Source organism: Saccharopolyspora soli, from assembly GCF_022678645.1.
Classification (GTDB): Bacteria; Actinomycetota; Actinomycetes; order Mycobacteriales; family Pseudonocardiaceae; genus Saccharopolyspora; species Saccharopolyspora soli.
The window spans coordinates 14,989-35,552 of sequence record NZ_JALBWV010000079.1; the positions used below are offsets into that span (position 1 = coordinate 14,989).

At 68.9% G+C, this 20,564-nt stretch carries 25 protein-coding genes; 15 read left to right on the top strand and 10 right to left on the bottom strand.

Features of this window, described 5'->3' with window-relative positions:
- Position 1 precedes the first annotated feature (1 nt).
- A complete protein-coding gene (locus MOQ72_RS37995) occupies positions 2-430 on the top strand; it encodes a hypothetical protein (protein WP_242190773.1) in 429 nt (142 codons plus the stop codon).
- Complete coding sequence (locus MOQ72_RS38000; protein ID WP_242190774.1) at positions 427-750, top strand: winged helix-turn-helix domain-containing protein; 324 nt, start codon at positions 427-429, stop codon at positions 748-750. Before MOQ72_RS37995 ends, MOQ72_RS38000 begins: the two co-directional genes overlap by 4 nt.
- Here MOQ72_RS38000 and MOQ72_RS38005 read toward each other — a convergent pair.
- The gene (locus MOQ72_RS38005; RefSeq protein ID WP_242190775.1) at positions 747-1,268 is read right to left on the bottom strand and encodes a hypothetical protein; all 522 of its coding nucleotides are present in this window, start codon (positions 1,266-1,268) and stop codon (positions 747-749) included. The two genes, MOQ72_RS38000 and MOQ72_RS38005, sit on opposite strands and share 4 nt — an antisense overlap.
- 149 nt (positions 1,269-1,417) lie before the next feature.
- Between MOQ72_RS38005 and MOQ72_RS38010 the strand changes: the two genes are divergently transcribed.
- Both MOQ72_RS38010 and MOQ72_RS38015 read left to right on the top strand, forming a co-directional pair.
- The gene (locus MOQ72_RS38010; RefSeq protein WP_242190776.1) at positions 1,418-1,975 is read left to right on the top strand and encodes a hypothetical protein; all 558 of its coding nucleotides are present in this window, start codon (positions 1,418-1,420) and stop codon (positions 1,973-1,975) included.
- Positions 1,976-1,994: 19 nt separating this feature from the next.
- Positions 1,995-2,390 carry an SAM-dependent methyltransferase gene (locus MOQ72_RS38015; RefSeq protein ID WP_242190777.1) on the top strand — a complete coding sequence of 132 codons (396 nt, stop codon included), beginning with the start codon at positions 1,995-1,997 and terminating at the stop codon, positions 2,388-2,390.
- Positions 2,391-2,543: 153 nt separating this feature from the next.
- Here the strand turns inward: MOQ72_RS38015 and MOQ72_RS38020 are convergent, their stop codons facing one another.
- Both MOQ72_RS38020 and MOQ72_RS38025 read right to left on the bottom strand, forming a co-directional pair.
- Positions 2,544-3,161, bottom strand: coding sequence for a class F sortase (locus MOQ72_RS38020; RefSeq protein ID WP_242190778.1), 618 nt, complete (start codon positions 3,159-3,161; stop codon positions 2,544-2,546).
- 127 nt (positions 3,162-3,288) lie between these two features.
- A complete protein-coding gene (locus MOQ72_RS38025; RefSeq protein ID WP_242190779.1) occupies positions 3,289-3,492 on the bottom strand; it encodes a GVDTG sorting domain-containing protein in 204 nt (67 codons plus the stop codon).
- 62 nt (positions 3,493-3,554) lie between these two features.
- Here MOQ72_RS38025 and MOQ72_RS38030 point away from each other — a divergent pair, with 62 nt between their 5' ends.
- The 4 genes from MOQ72_RS38030 to MOQ72_RS38045 all read left to right on the top strand — a co-directional run bounded on the left by MOQ72_RS38030 (position 3,555) and on the right by MOQ72_RS38045 (position 7,484).
- Entirely contained in the window at positions 3,555-3,740 is a 186-nt protein-coding gene (locus MOQ72_RS38030; protein WP_242190780.1) for a hypothetical protein, read from the top strand.
- A gap of 1,013 nt (positions 3,741-4,753) precedes the next feature.
- The gene (locus MOQ72_RS38035; protein ID WP_242190781.1) at positions 4,754-5,500 is read left to right on the top strand and encodes a DUF427 domain-containing protein; all 747 of its coding nucleotides are present in this window, start codon (positions 4,754-4,756) and stop codon (positions 5,498-5,500) included.
- 98 nt (positions 5,501-5,598) lie between these two features.
- On the top strand, positions 5,599-6,324 hold the full coding sequence (locus MOQ72_RS38040) for an alpha/beta fold hydrolase (protein WP_242190782.1): 726 nt from the start codon (positions 5,599-5,601) through the stop codon (positions 6,322-6,324).
- Between the two features lie 122 nt (positions 6,325-6,446).
- Entirely contained in the window at positions 6,447-7,484 is a 1,038-nt protein-coding gene (locus MOQ72_RS38045; RefSeq protein ID WP_242190783.1) for an ABC transporter substrate-binding protein, read from the top strand.
- A 43-nt stretch (positions 7,485-7,527) separates the two neighbouring features.
- Here MOQ72_RS38045 and MOQ72_RS38050 read toward each other — a convergent pair whose 3' ends face one another.
- From MOQ72_RS38050 to MOQ72_RS38060, 3 genes are all read right to left on the bottom strand, one after another.
- On the bottom strand, positions 7,528-8,616 hold the full coding sequence (locus MOQ72_RS38050; RefSeq protein WP_242190784.1) for a MerR family transcriptional regulator: 1,089 nt from the start codon (positions 8,614-8,616) through the stop codon (positions 7,528-7,530).
- Positions 8,617-8,776: 160 nt separating this feature from the next.
- A complete protein-coding gene (locus MOQ72_RS38055) occupies positions 8,777-9,028 on the bottom strand; it encodes a hypothetical protein (RefSeq protein WP_242190785.1) in 252 nt (83 codons plus the stop codon).
- Positions 9,029-9,108: 80 nt separating this feature from the next.
- Positions 9,109-9,672: a hypothetical protein gene (locus MOQ72_RS38060; RefSeq protein ID WP_242190786.1), complete on the bottom strand. Its 564-nt coding sequence runs from the start codon at positions 9,670-9,672 to the stop codon at positions 9,109-9,111.
- 227 nt (positions 9,673-9,899) lie between these two features.
- On the opposite strand from MOQ72_RS38060, the gene MOQ72_RS38065 reads away from it, so the two are divergent.
- From MOQ72_RS38065 to MOQ72_RS38080, 4 genes are all read left to right on the top strand, one after another.
- On the top strand, positions 9,900-10,127 hold the full coding sequence (locus MOQ72_RS38065; protein ID WP_242190787.1) for a hypothetical protein: 228 nt from the start codon (positions 9,900-9,902) through the stop codon (positions 10,125-10,127).
- A 214-nt stretch (positions 10,128-10,341) separates the two neighbouring features.
- Entirely contained in the window at positions 10,342-10,968 is a 627-nt protein-coding gene (locus tag MOQ72_RS38070; RefSeq protein ID WP_242190788.1) for a hypothetical protein, read from the top strand.
- Between the two features lie 113 nt (positions 10,969-11,081).
- Positions 11,082-11,780, top strand: coding sequence for a LuxR C-terminal-related transcriptional regulator (locus MOQ72_RS38075; RefSeq protein WP_242190789.1), 699 nt, complete (start codon positions 11,082-11,084; stop codon positions 11,778-11,780).
- 316 nt (positions 11,781-12,096) lie between these two features.
- Entirely contained in the window at positions 12,097-13,356 is a 1,260-nt protein-coding gene (locus MOQ72_RS38080) for an MFS transporter (protein ID WP_242190790.1), read from the top strand.
- A gap of 10 nt (positions 13,357-13,366) precedes the next feature.
- Here MOQ72_RS38080 and MOQ72_RS38085 read toward each other — a convergent pair whose 3' ends face one another.
- From MOQ72_RS38085 to MOQ72_RS38100, 4 genes are all read right to left on the bottom strand, one after another.
- The gene (locus tag MOQ72_RS38085; RefSeq protein WP_242190791.1) at positions 13,367-13,690 is read right to left on the bottom strand and encodes an FAD-dependent oxidoreductase; all 324 of its coding nucleotides are present in this window, start codon (positions 13,688-13,690) and stop codon (positions 13,367-13,369) included.
- 385 nt (positions 13,691-14,075) lie between these two features.
- Entirely contained in the window at positions 14,076-14,885 is an 810-nt protein-coding gene (locus tag MOQ72_RS38090) for an SDR family NAD(P)-dependent oxidoreductase (protein WP_242190792.1), read from the bottom strand.
- Positions 14,886-15,175: 290 nt separating this feature from the next.
- Positions 15,176-15,313, bottom strand: coding sequence for a hypothetical protein (locus MOQ72_RS38095; RefSeq protein ID WP_242190793.1), 138 nt, complete (start codon positions 15,311-15,313; stop codon positions 15,176-15,178).
- 69 nt (positions 15,314-15,382) lie between these two features.
- On the bottom strand, positions 15,383-16,372 hold the full coding sequence (locus tag MOQ72_RS38100) for an aldo/keto reductase (RefSeq protein WP_242190794.1): 990 nt from the start codon (positions 16,370-16,372) through the stop codon (positions 15,383-15,385).
- 222 nt (positions 16,373-16,594) lie between these two features.
- On the opposite strand from MOQ72_RS38100, the gene MOQ72_RS38105 reads away from it, so the two are divergent.
- The 3 genes from MOQ72_RS38105 to MOQ72_RS38115 are packed head-to-tail and all read left to right on the top strand — an operon-like array spanning position 16,595 to position 20,371.
- A complete protein-coding gene (locus MOQ72_RS38105; protein ID WP_242190795.1) occupies positions 16,595-17,158 on the top strand; it encodes a (2Fe-2S)-binding protein in 564 nt (187 codons plus the stop codon).
- Complete coding sequence (locus MOQ72_RS38110; RefSeq protein WP_242190796.1) at positions 17,145-18,140, top strand: FAD binding domain-containing protein; 996 nt, start codon at positions 17,145-17,147, stop codon at positions 18,138-18,140. Before MOQ72_RS38105 ends, MOQ72_RS38110 begins: the two co-directional genes overlap by 14 nt.
- The gene (locus MOQ72_RS38115) at positions 18,137-20,371 is read left to right on the top strand and encodes a xanthine dehydrogenase family protein molybdopterin-binding subunit (protein ID WP_242190797.1); all 2,235 of its coding nucleotides are present in this window, start codon (positions 18,137-18,139) and stop codon (positions 20,369-20,371) included. The genes MOQ72_RS38110 and MOQ72_RS38115 overlap by 4 nt, the downstream gene beginning before the upstream one ends.
- Positions 20,372-20,564 lie beyond the last annotated feature (193 nt).

Here is a 20,564-nt window from a genome sequence, read left to right on the forward strand (position 1 = left end):
GATGATCACGGAAGCCGACGGCACTCCTGGCGAGCGGCTTGCGAAGGCCGAGTCATTGCGCGCACGCGCGGCAGCGGCCGGAGTTTGGTTCAGGTGGTACCTGGTAGCGCTCGGCATCGTCTCCGCTGTGGAGATCGCGCTGCTGGAGACGGTTTTTTCACAGGGATTCGCCAGTGGCCTCGTCATCGGCGGTTGGGCTGCGATCGTGGTGCTGGCTGGCTGGTGGGCCGAGCGCCACGCGGTGTTCCCGGTCCGGGCGAATTGGTATTCGGTGGGGGCGATCGCGGTGTGGTTCGGTCTCTACTCGGTCCTCGTGGGGCCGTTGGTGCGCTGGCAGTTCGGTACGGCGTTGCTGCCGTGGGCCCTCGCGTCGTTCGGGTTGTCCCTGCCGTTCTTCATCGCGGCCGTACTGGTGAAGAAGCGTCCATGACCCACCTGCGACACGAGCTCGACCCGATCATCCACTCGCCGGTGCGGTTCTCGATCATCGCGGCGCTCAGCGCGGTGCAACGAGCGGAATTCCGGTTCATCCGCGATGCCGTCGAGGTCAGCGACTCGACGCTGTCGCAGCACGTGGCGGCGCTGGAACAGGTCGGCTACGTCAAGGTCAGCAAAGGTCGGGCAGGGCGGCGCACGAAAACCTGGCTCGCCCTGACCGCCCCCGGGCGGGACGCGTTCGCCCACCACCTGACCGTGCTCAACCGGATCGCCGCCGAACCACCCCGTGCGCCAGACGAAACCGCGGGCTAGCCGGAGACCACCCGCAGGACCGCTGCGCCATCGCTCAAGCCCACCAGTTGGAGTGCGACCACGCCCGGCTCCGGTTCCGGCGGTGGCAGCACGCTGCCATCGGGGTTACAGAATCTGCCATCTCCACCTCCCCCGCTGTGGAAGCGGAAAATGGCGCCGCACGTGCCCTTCAGCGTCCCGTTGCCCCCGCCGCCGTTGTCCAGGCTCAGGTCGATGTCGATCCCGTCGGGGTTCACGCTGGTCACCGCGAGCGTGCCGCCGTTCAGCGTGATGTTTACCGGTTGGGACAGGGAGATCTCGCAGGTGCCGTCCGCGCAGGCCGCGTAGTTCGTGCCATCCGCGGCGATTACCGGAGGCGGTGCGGTCGTGGTGGTGGTCGTGCTCGGCACGACGGTGTCGGCGGGCGGGACCGTAGTGGTCGCGGGCGCAGCGCCTTCCAGCGAGGAGCCGCAGCCTGCCGCGAGCAGCGCAGCGAACAGCGCGCAACCAGCTCGCCAGGAGAGTCGTGGGATCGACATCGGGCCAAGATAGTCGGATTCGACATCCAGTGAGACGGCAATGGCCTTTTGCTGCCATGAATCCACCGGTGTTCTGGCGATTCCGGGGGCGACCTCGGGACCCCTCCCACCGCCGTGCCCGTACCGTTCGGCCGCGATCGGAGGTCGGCATGCGAGATGGCTCGAAGGCAGCGGTGTTGGCGGTGGCAGTGCTCGCGATCGGCGGCTGCACGGTCCGCACCGCGGATTCCACCGACAGCACCGCGAAGGCGCCCACCCGCGAACTGGTCGCTTGGGTGGACGACGTCTGCAACCTGACCAAATGGCTTGCGGACACGCAGGAAACGGGCAAGCGGCTCGCCAGCACGACCGCTGCGGACGAGTCCACCGAGAGCGAGGTGAACAGCTACCTCAACACCGCATCGACCTATGTGGACACCATGGCCGACGAATTCGCGGCGTTGCCGCCGGTGGACATCGCCGGTACCGACGAGCTGGCCGACGGATTCGCCACGGCGTTGAACAACGTCCGGTCCGAGGTCACCAACCAGACGGCGGACCCCGAGTCCGTTCACTCAATGCCGTTGCAGGACAAGCTCAACCGCGCGGCGCGGGTCGCCGACCTGTTCAACTCCGTGCGCCCGGCAGGACCGGACCTCCCCGAACTGATGCGCCGCAGCCCGGATCTGGCCGCGGCGCACGAGTTGGCCCCACGGTGCCACCCATGACATCCGCGATCCCGAAGCCGTGCTGCAGGACGATAAAACGGTGCGGTTGCTGGACTTCTCCCGGCCGGTCGCGTTGCTCATGGTGGCTGTCCTGCACTACGTGAACCACCGCGAGACGGCGGTCGTCGATCGGTACCGCGAGATGTTGGCACCGGGAAGCCCGCTGGTGATCTCCACGCTGACCGCGGATCAACGGGCCGAGCAGGCCGCCCGTGTCCAGCGGTTCTTCGCCGAGCACACGTCAACGCCGGTTACGTTCCGCGACCACGCTGCGGTGCGTTCGCTGTTCGACGGATGCGAGTTGGTGGACCCCGGAGTGGTGTGGACGCCGTTGTGGCGGCCGGACCCAGCGGATCCGGGCGGCTGGGAGCCGCACCGAGCGGGCTGCTGGGCAGGCGCGGGCGTCGTGCGCTGAGCGTTCGAACACTGGAAGACGGGACCGGAGATCCGCGAATTTTCCGCACCGCGCAAACCCGTGCGTACTTCGGGGCGGTGTGGCGGCCCGAAGTACGCACGGCCAACAACACCGCCGATGCCTGGGGCACGCGGTGTGCGGTCTCGCTGCGGATCAGCTTCTCGTGAGATGTCCGAACACGATCACGTTCCCCTCGTAGCTGCGCCGGGACTCGTCGAAGGTCCCGCCGCAGGTGATCAGCCTGATCTCGGGGCGCGCCACGTCGCCGTACACCTCCTGCGTCGGGAACTCGTCCTTGCGGACCTCCTCGACGCGGTCGACCACGTAGTTGGCCCGCGATCCGTCCTGCCGTTCGACGTTGATCAGGTCACCGCGCCGGAGGTCGCGCAGCCGGAGGAAAACGCCGACGTCGGTGTAGGAGTCGACGTGGCCCAGCACGACGAACGGACCGGCTTGGCCCGCGCCCGGTCCGAGCCGGTACCAACCGGCCTGCATCGACTTCTCGATCGGCGGCACTTCGACCGAACCGTCCGCGTTCAACCCCAGCGGCACGAGGGTCGAGGTCACCCGGATGGCCGGGATGGAGATGCTCTGCGGCCGAGAATCCCCCGGCATCGGACCGGCCGCCGGTTCGGCCGGATCCGCCGCGGCGTGCTCGGCCGGATGCGTTGCGACCGGCTGCGCGGCAGGCGCATCCGCCGCGGGGAAATCCGTGGGACCCGTCACGGCCAGCAGCAAGGTGAACCACACGGCCAGGATCGCGACTTTCACATCCCACCCCCGCCCTCGCGGCGCACCCGCGGGTGCTCACCGAATTTCGCAGCCGCCCAACGCGAGAAGAATTCGCCCAGATCGGTGGTGTGCGTTCCAGGAGCGCACACCACCTATCCGGGTCGGGTCAGCCGCGCTGCCCCGCGCGTCGGCGATGGAGCAAGAAGCCACCGCCTGCCAGAGCGGCGACTGCCGTCGCGGCTCCCACCGCCATCAGCGGTCCGGAACCATCGGACGAGTCCTGCGCGGCGGCGCCACCGCCCGCCTGGACTGCGCCCACGGGCACCTGCGGCACCTGCGGCACTTGCTGCGGCACCTGCCGCTGCGGCACCCGTTCCTGCGTCGGAACGGCAGTCGGTACCTCCGGCGGTACCTCCGGCGGTACCTCCGCCGGTGGCGGAGCCGCTGGCGGTACCTCCGCCGCTGGCGGTGGAGCTGCCGGTGGCGGAGCTGCCGGCGGCGGAGCTGCCGGTGGCGGAGCCGCCGGGGCCGGGGCCACTGGCGGAACGACTTCCGGCGGCTTTTCCGGTGGCTTTTCCGGCTTGTGCGGAGGGCAGCCCGGGCACGGTGGCGGCTTGATGTCGTTCGGAGGGCAGCCCACGCCCCCAAATTCGCACCCGCCCTGAGCGAGCACATACGGTGGCAGCGCCGAATGCTCCGCGGCACCTGCTATCGGTGCCAGACCAATCGACGCCCCCAGTACAAAGGCGGTTACGCCGCCAAGGCGAACAAGCGTTGAGGACACCCCAGCCTCCTTTTGATCGTTTGAGCGCGGATCCGGTTTGAAAATGATCGTGCAATTGTGGATCGCCGCACTCAAGATCTTCACCAATCGCCTCGTGATATTCGGGAGGCGACTCTTCGTACGGTAAGCAGGGTTTTCCACGTTGGCAGCGCAGGAATACATGATCACACGGTCGTGTCAGTGTTGATAAGTCCAATCGGGAATTTTCGTCACGCCTGGTGAGATCGATGCTCCGATGTCGCACCACCGGGTCTCCCCCGTTCGATGATTAACACCGCGAAACATGGACCCCTGCGACTGATCGTCACGTGCGAATGGGGCACCGCCCGGCGATCGTCCACATAGCAGGATCGACACGATTACCCGAGTGCCGAGATCAATTGTTGAAAGGATCTAGAAATGATCCGGTCCACCTGCGACGCGAGCTGAACAAATTGGACAGATCCACCTGGCGCAGTGCGCCGACCAGCATTGATCGACGATCAAAATGCCGATCAAGCAGCCCGCGAAGATTGAGTACTAATACGCTCGCGCCATGTCGAGATCATCAATTACGACAACTGGAGAACAACTTCGAACAAGGCGATCGGCATATCCCGGCACAACCGACGCACACCGACCAGGCGTGCGAAATTCCGACAAGATCCGAACCGCTCCGAAACAATGGATCTTAATTGATCCGCGAGGCGAATTGGATAATCGGAATGCGATGGAAAACGTTCCCGCCCAGCGCGCCACCCGCCCGACGCGGTGCCGATGACCTGCGCGGATCCGGGCCTGGCCAGCGACGCGCCGACGGTGTCTACTGGCGGCAGACCCGCCGGGCCGTTCGGCATTGGAGGACTTCATGACCAACAACTCAGGTGCGCAGCTGGCGGTCGAGCCATCGGCCAAGCGGGTGCGGGCCTACCTCGGCGGGCGGCTGGTCGCCGACACCCGGCGTCCGAGGTTGGTCTGGGAGCACCCGTACTACCCCACCTACTACATCCCGGTCGAGGACGTGCGAGCCGAGCTGCGGCCGACCGGCGAGACCCGGCACACCGAGGGCCTGGGCGATGGCGATGTCTACGACGTGCTGGCCGATGGGGCCACCGCCGAAGGCGCGGCCGTCCGGTTCGCCGGTTCCACCGATCTCAAAGACCTGGTGCGGCTGAAGTGGGGCGCGATGGACCAGTGGTTCGAGGAGGACGAACCCGTCTACGTCCACCCGCGCGACCCGTACAAGCGGGTCGACATCCTGACCAGCTCGCGACACGTCGTGGTGCGCATCGACGGCGTCGTGGTGGCCGATTCGCACCACCCGCACATCCTGTTCGAAACCGGCCTGCCGCCGCGGTACTACCTCCCGCTGACCGACGTCCGCATGGAGCTGCTGCGCCCGTCGAGTCGGCAAACCCAGTGCCCCTACAAAGGAACCGCGACGTACTGGCACGTGCTCGTCGATGGCACCGAGCACGCCGACATCGTGTGGACCTACCCCACACCGCTGCCGGAGAGCCAGAAGATCGCCGGTCTCGCCTGCTTCTACGACGAACAAGTCGAGATCACCATCGACGGCGAGCGCCAGGAGCCGCCGCGAACCCCGTTCTCCTGACGCCTACCGACGCGATGCGCGCCCAGGCGCGGCAGTACCTGTGCCGCTACGTTGAAATGCACGCACCGTCCGCGTTTCGACCATGGGGGGCTCTGGTGGTGGATGGGTTGCCGATCGTACTGGTGCACGGAATCCGGCTGTCCGGGCAGATGTGGTCCGAGGTGGTGGACCTGCTCTCCGGCAGCCATCGGGTGATCGCCGCGGACCTGCCGGGGCACGGTCACCGCAGAGGTGAGCGGTTCACCATCGACAGCGCGATCGGCGCGGTCGTGGACGCGGTGGACGAGTTGGGCGGCAGGGCGCTCGTGGCGGGGATGTCGCTGGGTGGCTACGCGGCGATCGCCGCGGCCGCGCGTCATCCGGATCGGGTGGCCGGGCTGGTCGCCGCTGGCTGCACCGTGCGGCCGGGCCTGCTGCTCGCCATGTCGTTCCGACTGGCGCACCGGGCGTTGTCGTCGCTGCCCGATGGCGGTGACGCGCTCAGCAGCCGAATGCTGCGCGCCGCGGTGCCGAACTCGGTCGCGGAGCCGGTGCTGGCCGGAGGCATCGCCACCGAGGTGATCCCGGACGTGCTGGCCGCGGCGGCCGACTTCGATCCGGTGGCCGACCTGGCCCGGTATCCGGGGCCGACTTGGCTGGTCAACGGCAGGCACGACCACTTCCGCGCGCAGGAAGCGCGGTTCTTCGGCGCGTGCCGGGACGGGCGGCTGACCATCGTGCCGGGTGCCGGTCACTACCTGCCGATGACGCACGCCGCCGAGTTCGCCCGGCTGGTGCTGGACGCCGCAGCGTGCAGTCCCCGGCTGGCGGCGCAGCGCACCTGAGCCTACTCCGTTCGGATCTCATGAAGTAAGGTTTGCCTTGCTTTACTTCGGCTGGTCGTCGCGTGACGAGGTGCCGCCACGTCGGGCGGGCGTCCACCGATCGTCGTCCCGGAGGAGTTCGCATGTCCCGATCGCGCGGTGGTTGGACTCGCGCAGTGCTCGTCGCGATGGTGTTCGGCATCCTCGGCGGGATGCTCGCCGCCTGCGGGCAATCCCGAGAACCCGCGCCGGACTCGACCTCCGGTTCGAGCACCCCGACGTCCGCCTTCCCGGTGCACGTCGAACACCGATTCGGCACGACCACGGTCACCGAGCAGCCGAAGCGCGTCGCGGTGATCGGGACTTCGACCGACGACCTGGACGCGATGCTGGCGCTCGGCGTCACCCCGGTCGCCTTCTTCACCAAGGACCAGGCCACCCCGGACGGCCAGTACCCGTGGCTGTCCGGCCTGCTGGATCCGGCGAAGACCCAGGTCATCAGCGCAGCGGGCGGCGTCGACGTGGAGCAGGTCGTGCAGGTGCGGCCGGATCTCATCCTGGCCACCGGCGACTTCGGGTTGGACCAGGAGTACGCCACCCTGTCCAAGGCGGCCCCGACCATCGGCTACCAGACCGAATGGGGCGCGCAGACCTGGCAGCAGCACGTCCGCGTGGTCGGCAGCGTGCTGGGCCGCTCCGGCGAAGCCGAGCGGCTCATCGCCGGGACCGAGGCGAAGGTCGCCGAGATCGCGCGCGGCTATCCGGGGCTGGCTGGCAAGACGTTCTCGATGTCGATGGCCAGCGCGCCAGGTCAGGTGTTCACCCTGATCTCGCCGCAGGACTTCGCCGTCAAGCAGATGACGGAACTCGGGCTGCGGCTGGCGCCCTCGTTGGTCGGCACCGAACAGGTCAACGGCAGCCCGACGGGCTCGCTGGGACCCGAACAGCTGGACCGGCTCAACGCGGACCTCGTGGTGGTCGCATTCGGCTCCCCGCAGGCCCGCCAAGCCTTCGAAGGAAATCCGCTGGTGCGCAACATGCCCGTGCTGGGCACCGGTGCCTACCTGGTCGCGGACGTGCAGCTGATCAGCCAACTGCGGTACCCGTCGGTGCTCGGCATCCCGTGGGCGCTGGACAAACTGCGCCCCGGCCTGGCAGCAGCGGCGGGCGATGGCCGTTGAGCTCCGGTGTGGCCTCGTCGAAGTGGGGCCGGACGCCGCGTGGCTAACCGCCAGCGCTGCTGGCGAATGCGTCGACCACGACGTATGCGGCGTTGTCCGGAGCGCCCGCGTGGTGGACCAGGTCGGTGAATCGGTCCACCGCCTCCCGCGGGGTGTCCGCGGTTTCGAGGACGTGGCGCAGCTGCTGTTCCGGCAGCACGCCGTGGACTCCGTCCGAGCACAGCAGGTAGCGGTCGCCGGTACGCGCTTCCCGCAGGTGTAGGTCCGGTTCTGCCGTGTCGTGACCGACCAGTGCGCGCAGCAGCGTGGCGCGTTTCGGGTGCGACGCGGCCTCCTCCGGGTCCAGCTTGCCCTCGTCGACCAGCGATTGGACGAAGGTGTGGTCGTGGGTGATCTGCGTCAGCTCGCCGTCCCGCAGCAGGTACGCCCGGGAGTCACCGACGTGCGCCAACGCGAATTGGCCGCCGGAGAACAGCATTGCGGTCAAGGTCGTCCCGGCGCCCGCGCGCGACGGGTCGGATGCGGTGAAGTCGTGCACCGCCCGCTGCACGCTGTTGGCCGCGTTGCCGAGGACTTTCAGCAGGTTTCCCGAGAGCACATCGTCGTCGAGCGGACCGAGCGCGTCGATCGCGGCGACGCTTGCCGCGCGGTCCATGCCCTGCATACCGAACCCGTCGGCGACCGCGAACAGCTGCTTGCCCTCGTACGTCGCGTCTTCGTCGCTGTCCCGAACCAATCCGCGGTCGTGGCGAGACGCGGAGCGGAGTTCCCATTCCGCGGGCACATCGGCCATGTCGGTGTCCTTTCTGGACAGATGGTCGATGAGGAAGGTGGCCAGTTCCTTGCGGGCCGCGGTGTCGGCCTCGACCTGCCGCCAGTACGAGGCGACCTCGGCGGCCGCCGCGAGCGGCGGGAGGTCGCAGACCACCCGGATCCGGACCAACGGCATGCCGAGTCCGCGCAGCCATGCGACCAGCCGAGCCCTGCCCAGCTGGGACCGGTCGTAGGACCGGTAACCCGATCGCGGATCGACCTCGGCCGGTGGCAGCAGGCCGAGCTCGTCGTAGAGCCGCAATGCCTTCGGCGTCAGGCCCGACGCCTGCGCGAATTCGCCGATGCTCAGGCTGGCCATGTCCCACTCCTCACCCCGGACCCCTTGCCCGGTAACCCGACGATGCACTTTGTCCCTGGGTGAAGGTCAAACCCGCGACGACTCCGCTGGCATGAGCGCCATCACCCGGACTGTCCTAACTGGAGCATCGTAGGTGTTCGCCGCAGGTGAGAACCGTTGGTCAGCCGCGCCGTCCCCGACGTACGGCCCGTGCGACGCGCCAACCGACGTAGCCCGCAGACAGGATGAAACCGGTACCGAAGGACACCAGCACGGTTTGGTCCACACCGAAGAGCGGCGGCAGCACGAGCCCGATGACGAAGCCGACGACGAGGGTGCCAGCGACCAGCGTGATCAACCAGCCCAACACCCACACGACGTCCCTGGACGTCCAGGGGCTCGCGGGCCGCGACGAATTCGAAGGTTCGCTCATGCTGCGGAGCTTAGAGATGTGCGGCCGGGACCGGTCCCGGTTTCGGTCAGGCAGGGCGTTGCACGCCGCGGAAGCAGTGCTCACCAATCGAACTGCGGAATCTCCGGGATCTGCGGAATGGGAGGAACCAGCGACCCCGGCGGTGGACCGGGTTCTCCGGCGACGAGCCGCAGCACCGCGGTTCCGTTGCTGAAGTCCACCAGTTGCATCGCGAGCACACCGGTCTCCGGCTCCGGCGGTGCTTGGTGGCCGCCGCACGAGGAACCCCCGCCACCGTCGTAGAAGCGGAGGGTGCAGCCACCGGTCAGCTCGCCCGAACTGCTTCCGCCTTCCGCCGAGGTCGCGTTGAAGCGGACTCCAGCGGCATTGACCTCGACCACGGACAGCGTGGTGATCCCGCCGCCTTGGCCGGTCAGCCGGATGTCCGTGGGGCCGGTCAGCGCGACCTCGCAGTTCCCGTCCGAGCAGGCATCGATGTTCGTGCCGTCGGCCGCGACCGGGGTACTGGTCGGTTGCGCCGGAGCGCCGGTGTCATCGGAGGCACCGCATCCAGTCGCGGTGAACGCGGTGAGGAGTGCACAGGCAGCGCCGAGGGTCAGGCTCATCGCCTGCCTCGGATTTCCAGCGGTCGTCGGGTTCCGCATGCTGTCCCCTTCGTCCGGTGCGTCTGCTCCGAGGTTAGATGGTGACGTTGGGACTGGTCCCCGAATCGTGGTGTTCACCCTCCCGGACCGCGAAAATCATGGTCGATGGGTTCTCGGGCGGTCACCCGGTTCCTATCCTGAACACATCCCTCTCAGCCGCTGGCGCCCGTGATCCTCCGCGATGCGCCACCTTGGAATTCGTCAAACATCGGCTCGAAGGAGGAGTGATGCGTATCGTTCTGCGTGGCTTGGCGGGCCTCGCGCTGGTGCTGCCGCTCCTGTTCGGAGTCTCGGCGCCTGCCCTGGCGGGTCAGTTGGCCACCAGCCAAACCCCGGCCGCGGTACAACTCGGCCCGCAGCAAGGGGATTGGCACAACCACTGGCACTGCCACGTCAACGGGGTATGCCACAGCCACTTCCACGTGCACGACCTGGAACACCAACACTCCCACTAGCACCGCTGGGTTCTGGTGAACGTGGTCGCATGAGGCGCGAGTAAGAGGGCGCGCGGATTGGTGTGCCGGGGGCGGTCGTCAGGCAAGCGGCGGTAGCCGCTTCCTCCCACTCCCGCAGCTGGCATCGGCGCGGGTTCACGGTGGCCCACCCCTCTGGGGTTCTCCCCTTCTAATGCATTAGGGCGATCGTTTGGGAGCCGACTACCGTGCAGGTATGGCTCCGGTTCGGAATGTTGTGGCCGAACTGCTCGACTGGCTGCGCGAGCTGCCCGACTGCGTGCTCGGTCCGGGGCTCAGCGCGGCCGAGCTGGACCGGGCCGAAGGAGCGGTCGGGGTGACCATCCCGCCGTTGTGGCGCGCGGTCCTGGCACGAGCATGTCCGGTCGCACGCGCCGGTTCCGGCGCTCACTACCCGGATTGGCGACTCATCGACGAACCAGCGGTGCGAGCCCTGGTGGACGCGCCGGTGCGCGGACTGCTGTTCGACGTCGAGCACAACGACTTCTGGTGGCACGCTTGGGGAGCCGCGCCCGAACCGATGGCGGAGCGACTTTCGCTGGCCCGCCGACGGCTGGCGGAGGTCCCCAGGCTGACCCCGCTGCGCCACCATTGGTACGTCGGCCCCGAGGACGATTCGCCGGTGTTCAGCATCGTGCAGGCCGACCTGTACGTACCAGCGTTGTCACTGGCGGACCTGCCCACCGGACGGAGCCAGCGCGCGGTGCCGACGCGGCAGTGGCCGATCGGATCGGTGCCGTTCTGGAGCGAGTTGCACGCGTACGCCCAACTCGGACACCACCCAGAACTCGGATTCGCACAACTGGGCCGAGGCGGCCTCTGACCGAGCCCGCCACCAAGGCACGTGGGGACCGGTCCCATGCGGAGTGCCATCAAATACCCGTGTCGGCATTGATCGGATGCGTCCGACGGCGCAGCGGGACGGGAGATCCGTGGATGTGCACAGGTGAACAAGACCGCACCGGCGCACCAGCTCTGCGGCTGGTCACGCCCAACCGATTCGGCGGCGGGACCAGCGCCCTGGTTGCCGCGGCGAGGTCCGAGGTGCTGGTGATGAGTTCGCACACCACCGCGACCAACAGCCCGATCGGCGCGATCCGCCCGATCGACCGCGACAACGTGCGGCGCGGTGTTCAGTACCGGGTGATCGTGCCGGATCCCGCGCGCACGGCTCCTGGACTTGCCATTCGCCTCGCCGAGCTGACGCTGGCCGGGGCGGCCACCAGAACGGTTCCGGTGGTCCCGGTGGACGCGCTGGTGATCGACCGCAGCCTGGTGTTGCTGGCGAGCGGCAGCGGGGCCACGGCGCTGCGGCTGCCTAGCGTGATCACCACGACGGTCGAACTGTTCGAGCGGGTCTGGTGCGCTGCAGTGCCGCTGACCACGGTGGACCAACCGGACACCGCACCGCTTCACGCGCGGGAACGGGCACTGCTGGCGCTGCTGTCCGCGGGCCTCACCGACACCGCCGCGGCAGCGCGGCTGAACATCTCGGTGCGCACGGTGCGGCGAGTGGTCGCGGACGTCATGAGCCAGTTGGGTGCGCGCAGCCGGTTCCAAGCCGGGGTCAAGGCCGCAGAACGCGGCTGGCTGATGGATGCGGGTGGCCCGCAGAGCGCCGAGCGGGCGGGCTGACCGCGCAGCGGAGAACTTCGCGAACTACCAGTGATCCACCCGGTGCCCGGTGTCGGGACGGGCTCGACCAGCACGGGAAAGTCCGAAATGGACTGCATATCCGACGAATCGCCCCAACCGGAGCAAGAATCGCACTGCCGTTCGGCTGTGATCGAACGCGACGTTGGTCACACCGTGACGAACAAGTCACCGCCACACCGGGTTTTCGGTGCGGCCGAAGCGCACCCTGGTTGTGGCACACCCTGTTTGCCCATCGGGATCCCCGGCACGCTGGCGATGCAGCCAGTCCCGACCGACACCGTCCGAGGATCGCGACATGCCCGAAATACCGACTTCCGCCGAGCGGTACCGGATGACCCGCGCGCTGATGGTCCTGTTCGCGGTCGCCAGCGGCGCCGCCGTCGGCAGTCTGTACTACGCCCAACCGCTGCTGGACATCATCGCCCGCGACCTCCACGTCGGTGAGGGAACGGCTGGTCTGCTGGTGACGGCGACGCAACTGGGCTACGCAGCCGGGATCCTGTTCATCGTGCCCCTCGGCGACCGGCACAACCGGCGCGACCTCGTGCCGCTGATGATGATCCTCTCCGCCGTCGCGCTGGCCGGGTGCGCGGTGGCACCGAACATCATCGTGCTCACCATCGCCCTCGTCGCCGTCGGCGTGACGACGGTGGCCGGGCAGATCCTCGTGCCGTTCGCGGGCGATCTGTCCGACGAAGCCACCCGCGGGCGCGTAGTCGGCGTCGTCGTCAGCGGTCTGCTCACCGGCATCCTCGCCGCGCGGATCGTCAGCGGCCTGGTCGCCGGAGTCGCGGGCTGGCGGGTCGTGTTCATCGCCGCCGCCGTCCTCCTGGTGCTGTTGGCGGCGCTGCTCTACCGCCAGACGCCGGTCGTCCCGGCCAAGACCTCGGTGATGTACCAGGCTCTGCTGCGCTCGATCGCCACGATCATCCGCCAGGAACCGCTGCTGCGGATCGTGATGGTCTTCGGCGCCATCGGTTTCGCCACCTTCACGATGTTCTGGACGGCGTTGACCTTCCTGCTCAGCGGTCCGCCCTACCACTACTCGGCTGTCGTGATCGGCCTGTTCGGGGTGGCCGGACTGGTCGGCACCCTGGCCGCGCAGACCGCCGGGCGGCTGCACGACCGCGGTCGCTCGGTGAGCGCCACCGGCGTGAGCTGGCTGTTGGCCGTCGCGGCCTGGGCGGCAGCCGGGCTCGGCGCCCACTCCCTGGTGTGGCTGCTGGTCGGCATCCTCGCGCTGGACGTCGCCACGCAGGCGCGCAACATCATGAACCAGGCCCAGATCTTCGCCATCTCGGCGGAGAGCCGCAGCCGCATCAACACCGCGTACGTGGCGGGCAACTTCATCGGCGGCGCGGTCGGATCCATCGCTGCGACGCTGCTGTGGGCGGCGGGCGGCTGGAACGCGGTCGTGATCGCCGGGGTCGCGCTGTCCCTCGTCGGCTTCGTCCTGTGGCTGGCAACTCGCAACGGTGTCCTGCGCCAGCGCCGCCCGAATCCGCGAGTCTGGACGGCGCCGAGCGCCCGCGAATCGGTGCCCGAGAAGCGCTGACGAACAGGCTCTACTCGAACGCTTCGGGAAGCCCGAGGAATCGGCGCATCAGCCCGGTGACCATGCGGTTGTTGACGAGCCGGAGCACCTGGGCACGCGCGAACAGCGACGCGCTGTTCGACGCGACGAACAAGCCCTTGCGCCGCCGTCCCTGCCGACGGCGGCGCTCGGCGACGGGGCGCAGGAGCTGTTCCCACCGCTGCAAGGCACGCGGCACATCCGCCGGGTTGGCGTCCAGGACGTTGCCGAGCAATTCCGCGCCACCGAGCGCAAGGGAAGCGCCGTAACCGGCGAACAGGCTGACGCACCACGCCGAATCGCCGAGCAGCACCACCCGCCCGGCGCTCCACCGGTCCAGCCGGATCTGGCTGATCTGGTCGAAGAACAGCAGCGCGGACAGCGCGCGTCAACAAGCCCTTCGCGAGCGTCTGGGTTGCATAAAGCCCAGGCCGCTCTGCCCTCCGGCAGAGGTGCAATGGAGGCAACCGAAAAGTGCTCGCAAGGGGTGCTGCTGAGATGACGGATCTGGCTTGGGCGGTCTTGTTGATCGCCGGTTTCCTCGCCGTGGCGCTGACGCTGCGCGTGCTGGAGAAGCGACCGTAGCAACTGGCCGGTCCGCGTCACTGCCGAGAAAGTGGTGCGGCTCCAGCAGCTGCAGTCTGCTGGAGCCACACAGCGCTCCTGCCCGATCGCAGGGCGCTCCTCGTGGTGGACTTCGGTTATTCCTCGGACGGCCGGGTCAGCCGAGCGCTCAGCTTCCACAGCCGTTCGACGGCGCGGGAATCCTCGGCGGTCGGGGCGGGTTTGGCGGGCAACCGGCCGTCGTAGTAGGCGCCGTTGTGGACCGCGACCTCCGACGAGCACAGGTGCACGACGGGTTCGGCCCCCTCACTCACCGACCGGCCACGATGCGCGTAGTTCGACAGCAGTTTCGTGTTGACGATGCCCGGATGCACGCTCACCGCGGTACGGCCGCTCGGGTCGTACTCGGCGAGCGCCTTGGTGAACATCGTCAGCGCGAGCTTGGACTGCGCATACGCGACAGCCGGGGTGTACCGGCGGGTGCGGTTGAGGTCGGTCCACTTCACGCTGCCACCGCAGTGCAGCGACGAGGAGACGTTGACCACGCGGCTCGCCGACGCCCGGCGCATGGCCTCCTCCAGCAGACTGGTCAGCAGATACGCGGCGAGGTAGTTGACCTGCAGCGTCACCTCGTGGCCGTCCTCGGTCAGGGCCTGGCGCTGCGAACCGACCATGGCGGCGTTGTTGACCAGGACGTCCAGCCTGGGGAACTCGGCCGCGATCTCGTCGGCCATGACGGCGACCTCGCGCAGCGAGGTGAAGTCGGCGACGGCCAACCGCAGCCGCAGCGGCTCGCTCCCGGACTTCACCAGGCGCTCGACCGCATCCTCACCTTCTTCGCGGGTGCGGGCGTGCAGGATCGTCGTCGCGCCGTCGGCGTTGAGCTGCCGCACGGCCTCGAAGCCGATCCCCTCGGTGGCACCGGTAACCAGAACGATCGATGACATGAACTTCGTCCATCCACAAAGGACACGCTGGCGCACCGGCGCTCAGCTGAAGAGGAACCACACGGCGTGGCAGGAAAAACGCGGTCAACCGCGAGACGAGATGGCTGGTCAGCGAATCGCGCGCAGCGCGGGATCGCGGCCCAGCACGGGATTGGGCGGCTGATCACAGCGGCGCACGCGCGGCGCGCGACGACCACCAACGCCAATACCCATGCGGTTCATGCAACCCGCGGACGGCGCCGAGGGCAAGAATTCCGCGGCCGCACTTACGAATTCCTATCGCCGTCGCGTCACGGCGTTAACAACACGCCCTGCGCGACCAACGTCGCGCCAGCGCTGCGGAGCTGGTCGTGAGTGCGGCCCCGAGTGGATTCCGCGACTATCTCGACGGCTCGGGCCACCAGTCGGTCGATGTCGCCTGCCGACAACGGCTTCGTCCCCCTGGTCCGGGATTGGGTGGCGGGACCGCAGTTCGGGCCCGCCACCCGACGGGCGGTTCAGCGCTCGCTGTCCAGGTGGGCCATCAGCGCGGCCGCATAGCGGGCACCAGCGGCGGCGTTCGCCGGAACGGCTTCCTCGATGACGGCGAGGTCGGCCGCGCTGAGCTGCACGTCCAGCGCCCCGAGGGCCTCGGCGAGGCGGTCCCGACGGCGGGCGCCGACCAGCGCGACGATGTCCGCGCCCCGGCTGGCGACCCACGCGATGGCGATCTGGGCGGGCGTGGCGCCCTTGGCCTCGGCGATCTTCCGCAGCGCTTCGACCAGCGCGAGGTTGTGCCGCAGGTTCTCGCCCTGGAAGCGCGGGCTGATGTTGCGGAAGTCGTGCCGGGTCAGCTCCCGCTGCGCCGACCAGTGGCCGGACAGCAGGCCGCGGGATAGCACGCCGTAGGCGGTGACGCCGATGCCCAGCTCTCGGCAGGTGGGCAGGACGTCGTCCTCGATGCCGCGGGACAGCAGCGAGTACTCGATCTGCAGGTCGCTGATCGGGTGGACCTGGTTGGCCCGCCGGATCGTCTCCGCGCCGACTTCGGACAGGCCGATGTGCCGCACGTAGCCAGCCTGGACCAGCTCGGCGATGGCACCGATGGTGTCCTCGATCGGCACGGCCGGGTCCAACCGGGCGGGCCGGTAGATGTCCACGTGGTCGGTGCCCAGCCGCTGGAGGGTGTAGGCGAGGAAGTTCTTGACCGCCGCGGGCCGTCCATCGTTACCGGACCACCCGCCCGCCGGGTCGCGCAGGGCGCCGAACTTCACGCTGATCAGCGGTCGATCCGGCGTGCGCAGGGCGTCGCGGATCAGCAGTTCGTTGTGCCCCATGCCGTAGAAGTCGCCGGTGTCGAGCAGGTTCACCCCGACGTCCAGGGCGGCTCGAATGGTGGCGATGCTCTCCTCGCGGTCGGCGGGCCCGTACAGGTCGGACATCCCCATGCAACCGAGGCCGATCGCGGATACCGCCACGCCCTCGCTGCCCAGTACACGGTGCTGCATCTGCTCCCCTTCTTGAAACCTCGATACAGGGAAGACTAGAGCATCGATACAGACCCTCGCAACCGTTGCTACACAAATCCTGTTAGCGATGTTTTCGGATCTCCATGCCCACCCCGCTCCGCGAGGCGTCCAGGACAGGCCCGCACCAGCGGAACGTTCTACGTGGCAGCAGTTCCTTCAAGAACTCCGGGGACGCGCTACCGAGATTGGTGGTGTTCCCGGATGAAGGAGGACGTCGTGCCCGACCACCGAACATCTCCCATCGGCATCGCCGACCAGGTGCGGACCCTCGGACCGGAGCCGGTCCGCATCCAGCTCTCCATCAACCGCGAAACGCGCGGCCTCGACGTCGAGCCGCGGGTCAGCCTGCTGGACGCGCTGCGCGAACACCTCGACCTCACCGGCACCAAGAAGGGCTGCGACCAGGGCACCTGCGGCGCGTGCACGGTGTGGGTGGACGGCCGCCGGGTGCTGGCCTGCCTCACCCTGGCGATCAGCTGCACCGGGCACGAGGTCACGACCATCGAGGGGCTGGCCGACGACCAGCGGTTGCACCCGATGCAACAGGCGTTCCGCAAGCACGACGCGTTCCAGTGCGGGTACTGCACACCGGGCCAGATCATGTCCGCCGTGGCGCTGATCGAGGAGGGCCACGCCGCGGACGACGCCGAGATCAAGGAGTGGATGAGCGGCAACATCTGCCGCTGCGCCGCCTACCCCAACATCCGCGAGGCCATCCGCGAGGTGCGGGACCAAGCCGAGGAGGGCGGCCATGCGACCCATTAGCTACGCACGCGTGCAGGACGCCGACAGCGCGATCCGGACCATCCGCAACCACCCCAGCGCCGCGTTCCTCGCCGGTGGCACGACCGAGATCGACCTGCTGCGGCAGAACGTCCTGCACCCCGATCTGCTGATCGACATAAACGACCTGCCGTTGAAGCTGATCGAGGAACTTCCCGACGGCGGCATCCGGATCGGCGCACTCGCCCGGATGAGCGATGTCGCCGAGGCGCCCGCGGTCGTGGAGCGCTTCCCGGTGATCTCGCAGGCGCTCGTGCTCGGCGCGTCACCGCAGTTGCGGCACATGGCCTCGATGGGCGGCAACCTGCTCCAGCGGGTGCGGTGCAGCTACTTCCGCGACCCCGGCTCGGCGTGCAACAAGCGGCGGCCCGGCAGCGGATGCGCGGCGCTGGACGGGTTCAACCGGGGGCACGCGATCCTCGGCACCAGCGAGCACTGCATCGCCACGCATCCTTCGGACGTCGCCGTGGCGCTCGTCGCGTTGGACGCCGTCGTGCACGTCGAGGGCACCAGGGGCGCCCGGACGATCCCGATCGACGACTTCTTCCTGCTGCCCGGCGACACCCCGGAACGCGAACACCCGCTGGAACACGGCGAACTGATCAACGCCATCGATGTGCCGCCGCTGCCGATGGCCCGCCGCTCGCTGTACCTCAAGGTCCGGGACCGGGAGTCCTACGAGTTCGCGCTGACCTCGGTCGCTGCCGTGCTGCGCGTCGACAACGGGGTCATCGGCGGGGTGCGGCTGGCTCTCGGCGGCGTGGCCACGAAGCCCTGGCGCGCGCATCGCGCCGAAGAACTGCTGATCGGGCAACCGGCCGAGGCCGACAGCTTCGCCCGCGCCGCCCGCGCGGAACTGGCGCAGGCCACGCCCCGCGCGCACAACGCGTTCAAGATCGAACTCGCGCAGCGCGCGATGATCCGCGCACTGGAATCCGCAAAACGGATGGGGGAGCCAGCATGACCACCGCCATCGGCCAACCCGTCGACCGCGTCGACGGCACCGCCAAGGTCACCGGCAGCGGGCGCTACTCCGCCGAGATCCAGCTGACCGGCATGACGTACGCGGTCATCGTGGGCGCCCGCGTGGCCAGCGCGACCATCGACTCGATCGACACCTCGCACGCCGAGCAGGCCACGGGCGTGCTCGCCGTGCTGACCCACCACAACCTGCCCAAGATCGCTGCCCTGCCGCCGCTGCTGCCCTCGCTGGCCGGTCACGCCGCTCCTGGCGAGACGTTCTTCCCGATGCAGGACAACGTCGTGCACTACGCGGGCCAACCGGTCGCGCTCGTCATCGCCGACACCCACGAGCGCGCCGAGCACGCCGCGAGCCTCGTGCACGTCCGGTACCACCGCACCGCATCGACCACGACCCTCGAAGAAGGGCGCGAGCAGTCCTACGAACCGGACGCGATCTTCGCCGGGTTCATCCCCGGACGGGTCCAGCGCGGCGATGTCGAGGCCGGTCTGGCCGAGGCGTCGGTGCGCCTGAACCGAACGTTCCGGTTCGCCGCCAACCACCACAACCCGATCGAGCCCTCCGCGACGACCGCCGTCTGGGACGGCGATCGGCTCACCCTCTACGACTCGACGCAGGGCATCGCGGCATCCCAGCTGACCGTGGCCGCGCTGCTCGGGATCCCGGCCTCGAACGTCCGCGTGATCTCGCACTACATCGGTGGCGGGTTCGGCTGCAAGGCGATGATCTGGCCGCACGTCGCGCTGTCCGCGATGGCCGCCCGGCACGTCGGCCGTCCGGTCAAGCTGGTGCTCACCCGCGAGCAGATGTTCTCCTCGTGCGGTCACCGGGAGCAGCAGGAGCAGCGCATCTCGGTGGGCGCCACCACCGAGGGCCGCCTCACCGCGCTGCGGCACCACAAGATCTCGTTGACCTCGCCGTTCGACGACTGGGCCGAGCCGTCGATGGGGGTGGCCGCGATCGCCTACGCCTGCCCGAACTACGAGAGCGTCTACCGGTTGGTCAAGGCCAACACGATGACGCCCACCTTCACCCGCGGACCGGGCGAGACGTCGGGCATGTTCGCCCTGGAGACCGTGCTGGACGAACTCGCCCACGAGGTCGGCATCGACCCGCTCGAACTGCGGATTCGCAACCGCACGGACGTGGACCCGACCAACGGCAGGCCGTGGTCGAGCAACGGCCTGCTGGAGTGCTACCAGCGCGCTGCCCAGCGCTTCGGCTGGCACGACCGCGACCCCGAGCCCCGCGCACGCCGGGACGGGAACTGGCTGATCGGCAGCGGGATGGCCACCTCCGGCTATCCGGTGTACTTCCCGCCGCAGCCGCAGCGGGCCCGCGCCCGCATCTACGCCGACGGCAATCTGGTCGTGCAGGCAGGCACCCAGGACTTCGGCACCGGATCCGCGACCGCGATGACCCAGGTCGCCGCCGATGCCATGGGCGTTGCGGTGCAGCGGGTGCGCTTCGAGTACGGGGACACGGACCTCCCCAACACCGCTGCCGCGGTCGGTTCGGCCGGATCGGGCATGGTCAGCGCAGCCGTCCACAACGCCGTGGTGGCGCTGCGAGATCAACTAGTCGCCCAGGCCACCGCGGACGAGAACTCGCCGCTGCACGGCGCGGACCCGAGCGCGGTGGTCGTCGGCGACGGCCGGATGGCGCTGCGGGACCGGGCCGACATCGGCGAAACCTACGGCGAACTGCTGCGGCGCCACTTCATGACCGACGCCGAGGCGTCCGGGAGTTGGACGCCGCCCGGCCAGGACGCGCCGTACGGCCTGGCCACCTTCGGGGCCCAGTTCGCCGAGGTCGCCGTGGACCCCGATCTCGGGCTCGTCCGGGTTCGGCGGTTGGTCGGCGCGTTCGCGCCGGGCCGGGTGCTCAATGCGAAGACCGCTCGCAGCCAGCTGGTGGGCGGCATGATCTGGGGCATCGGTCAGGCCCTCCTGGAGGGCACCGAGATGGACAGCCGCGATGGCCGGTGGGCGAACGCGAGCCTGGGCGACTACCTCGTCCCGGTCAACGCCGATGCTCCCGACGTGGAGGTCGAACTGGTCGAGGTGGAGGACAAGTTCGTCAACCCGCTCGGGGTCAAAGGGGTCGGCGAGATCGGCATGGTCGGCACGGCGCCCGCGATCGCCAACGCGGTCTTCCACGCCACCGGCCGCCGAGTCCACGACCTACCGATCAGACCCGAGCACGTCCTGTAACCCCTCGCGCTCACGGGCTGAGAACGGAGTGAGGGGCACCCTTTACCAAGTAACTGGTAAAGGGTGCCCCTCACCCATCACCTGAATGGGGTCGTGGGGGGGGGGCCCCGGGGGGCCGCCGGGGGGGGGGCCCCCCCCCCCCGCGGCCCCGGGGGGGGCGGGGGGGGGGGGGGGGTACCCGGGGGGGGGGGGG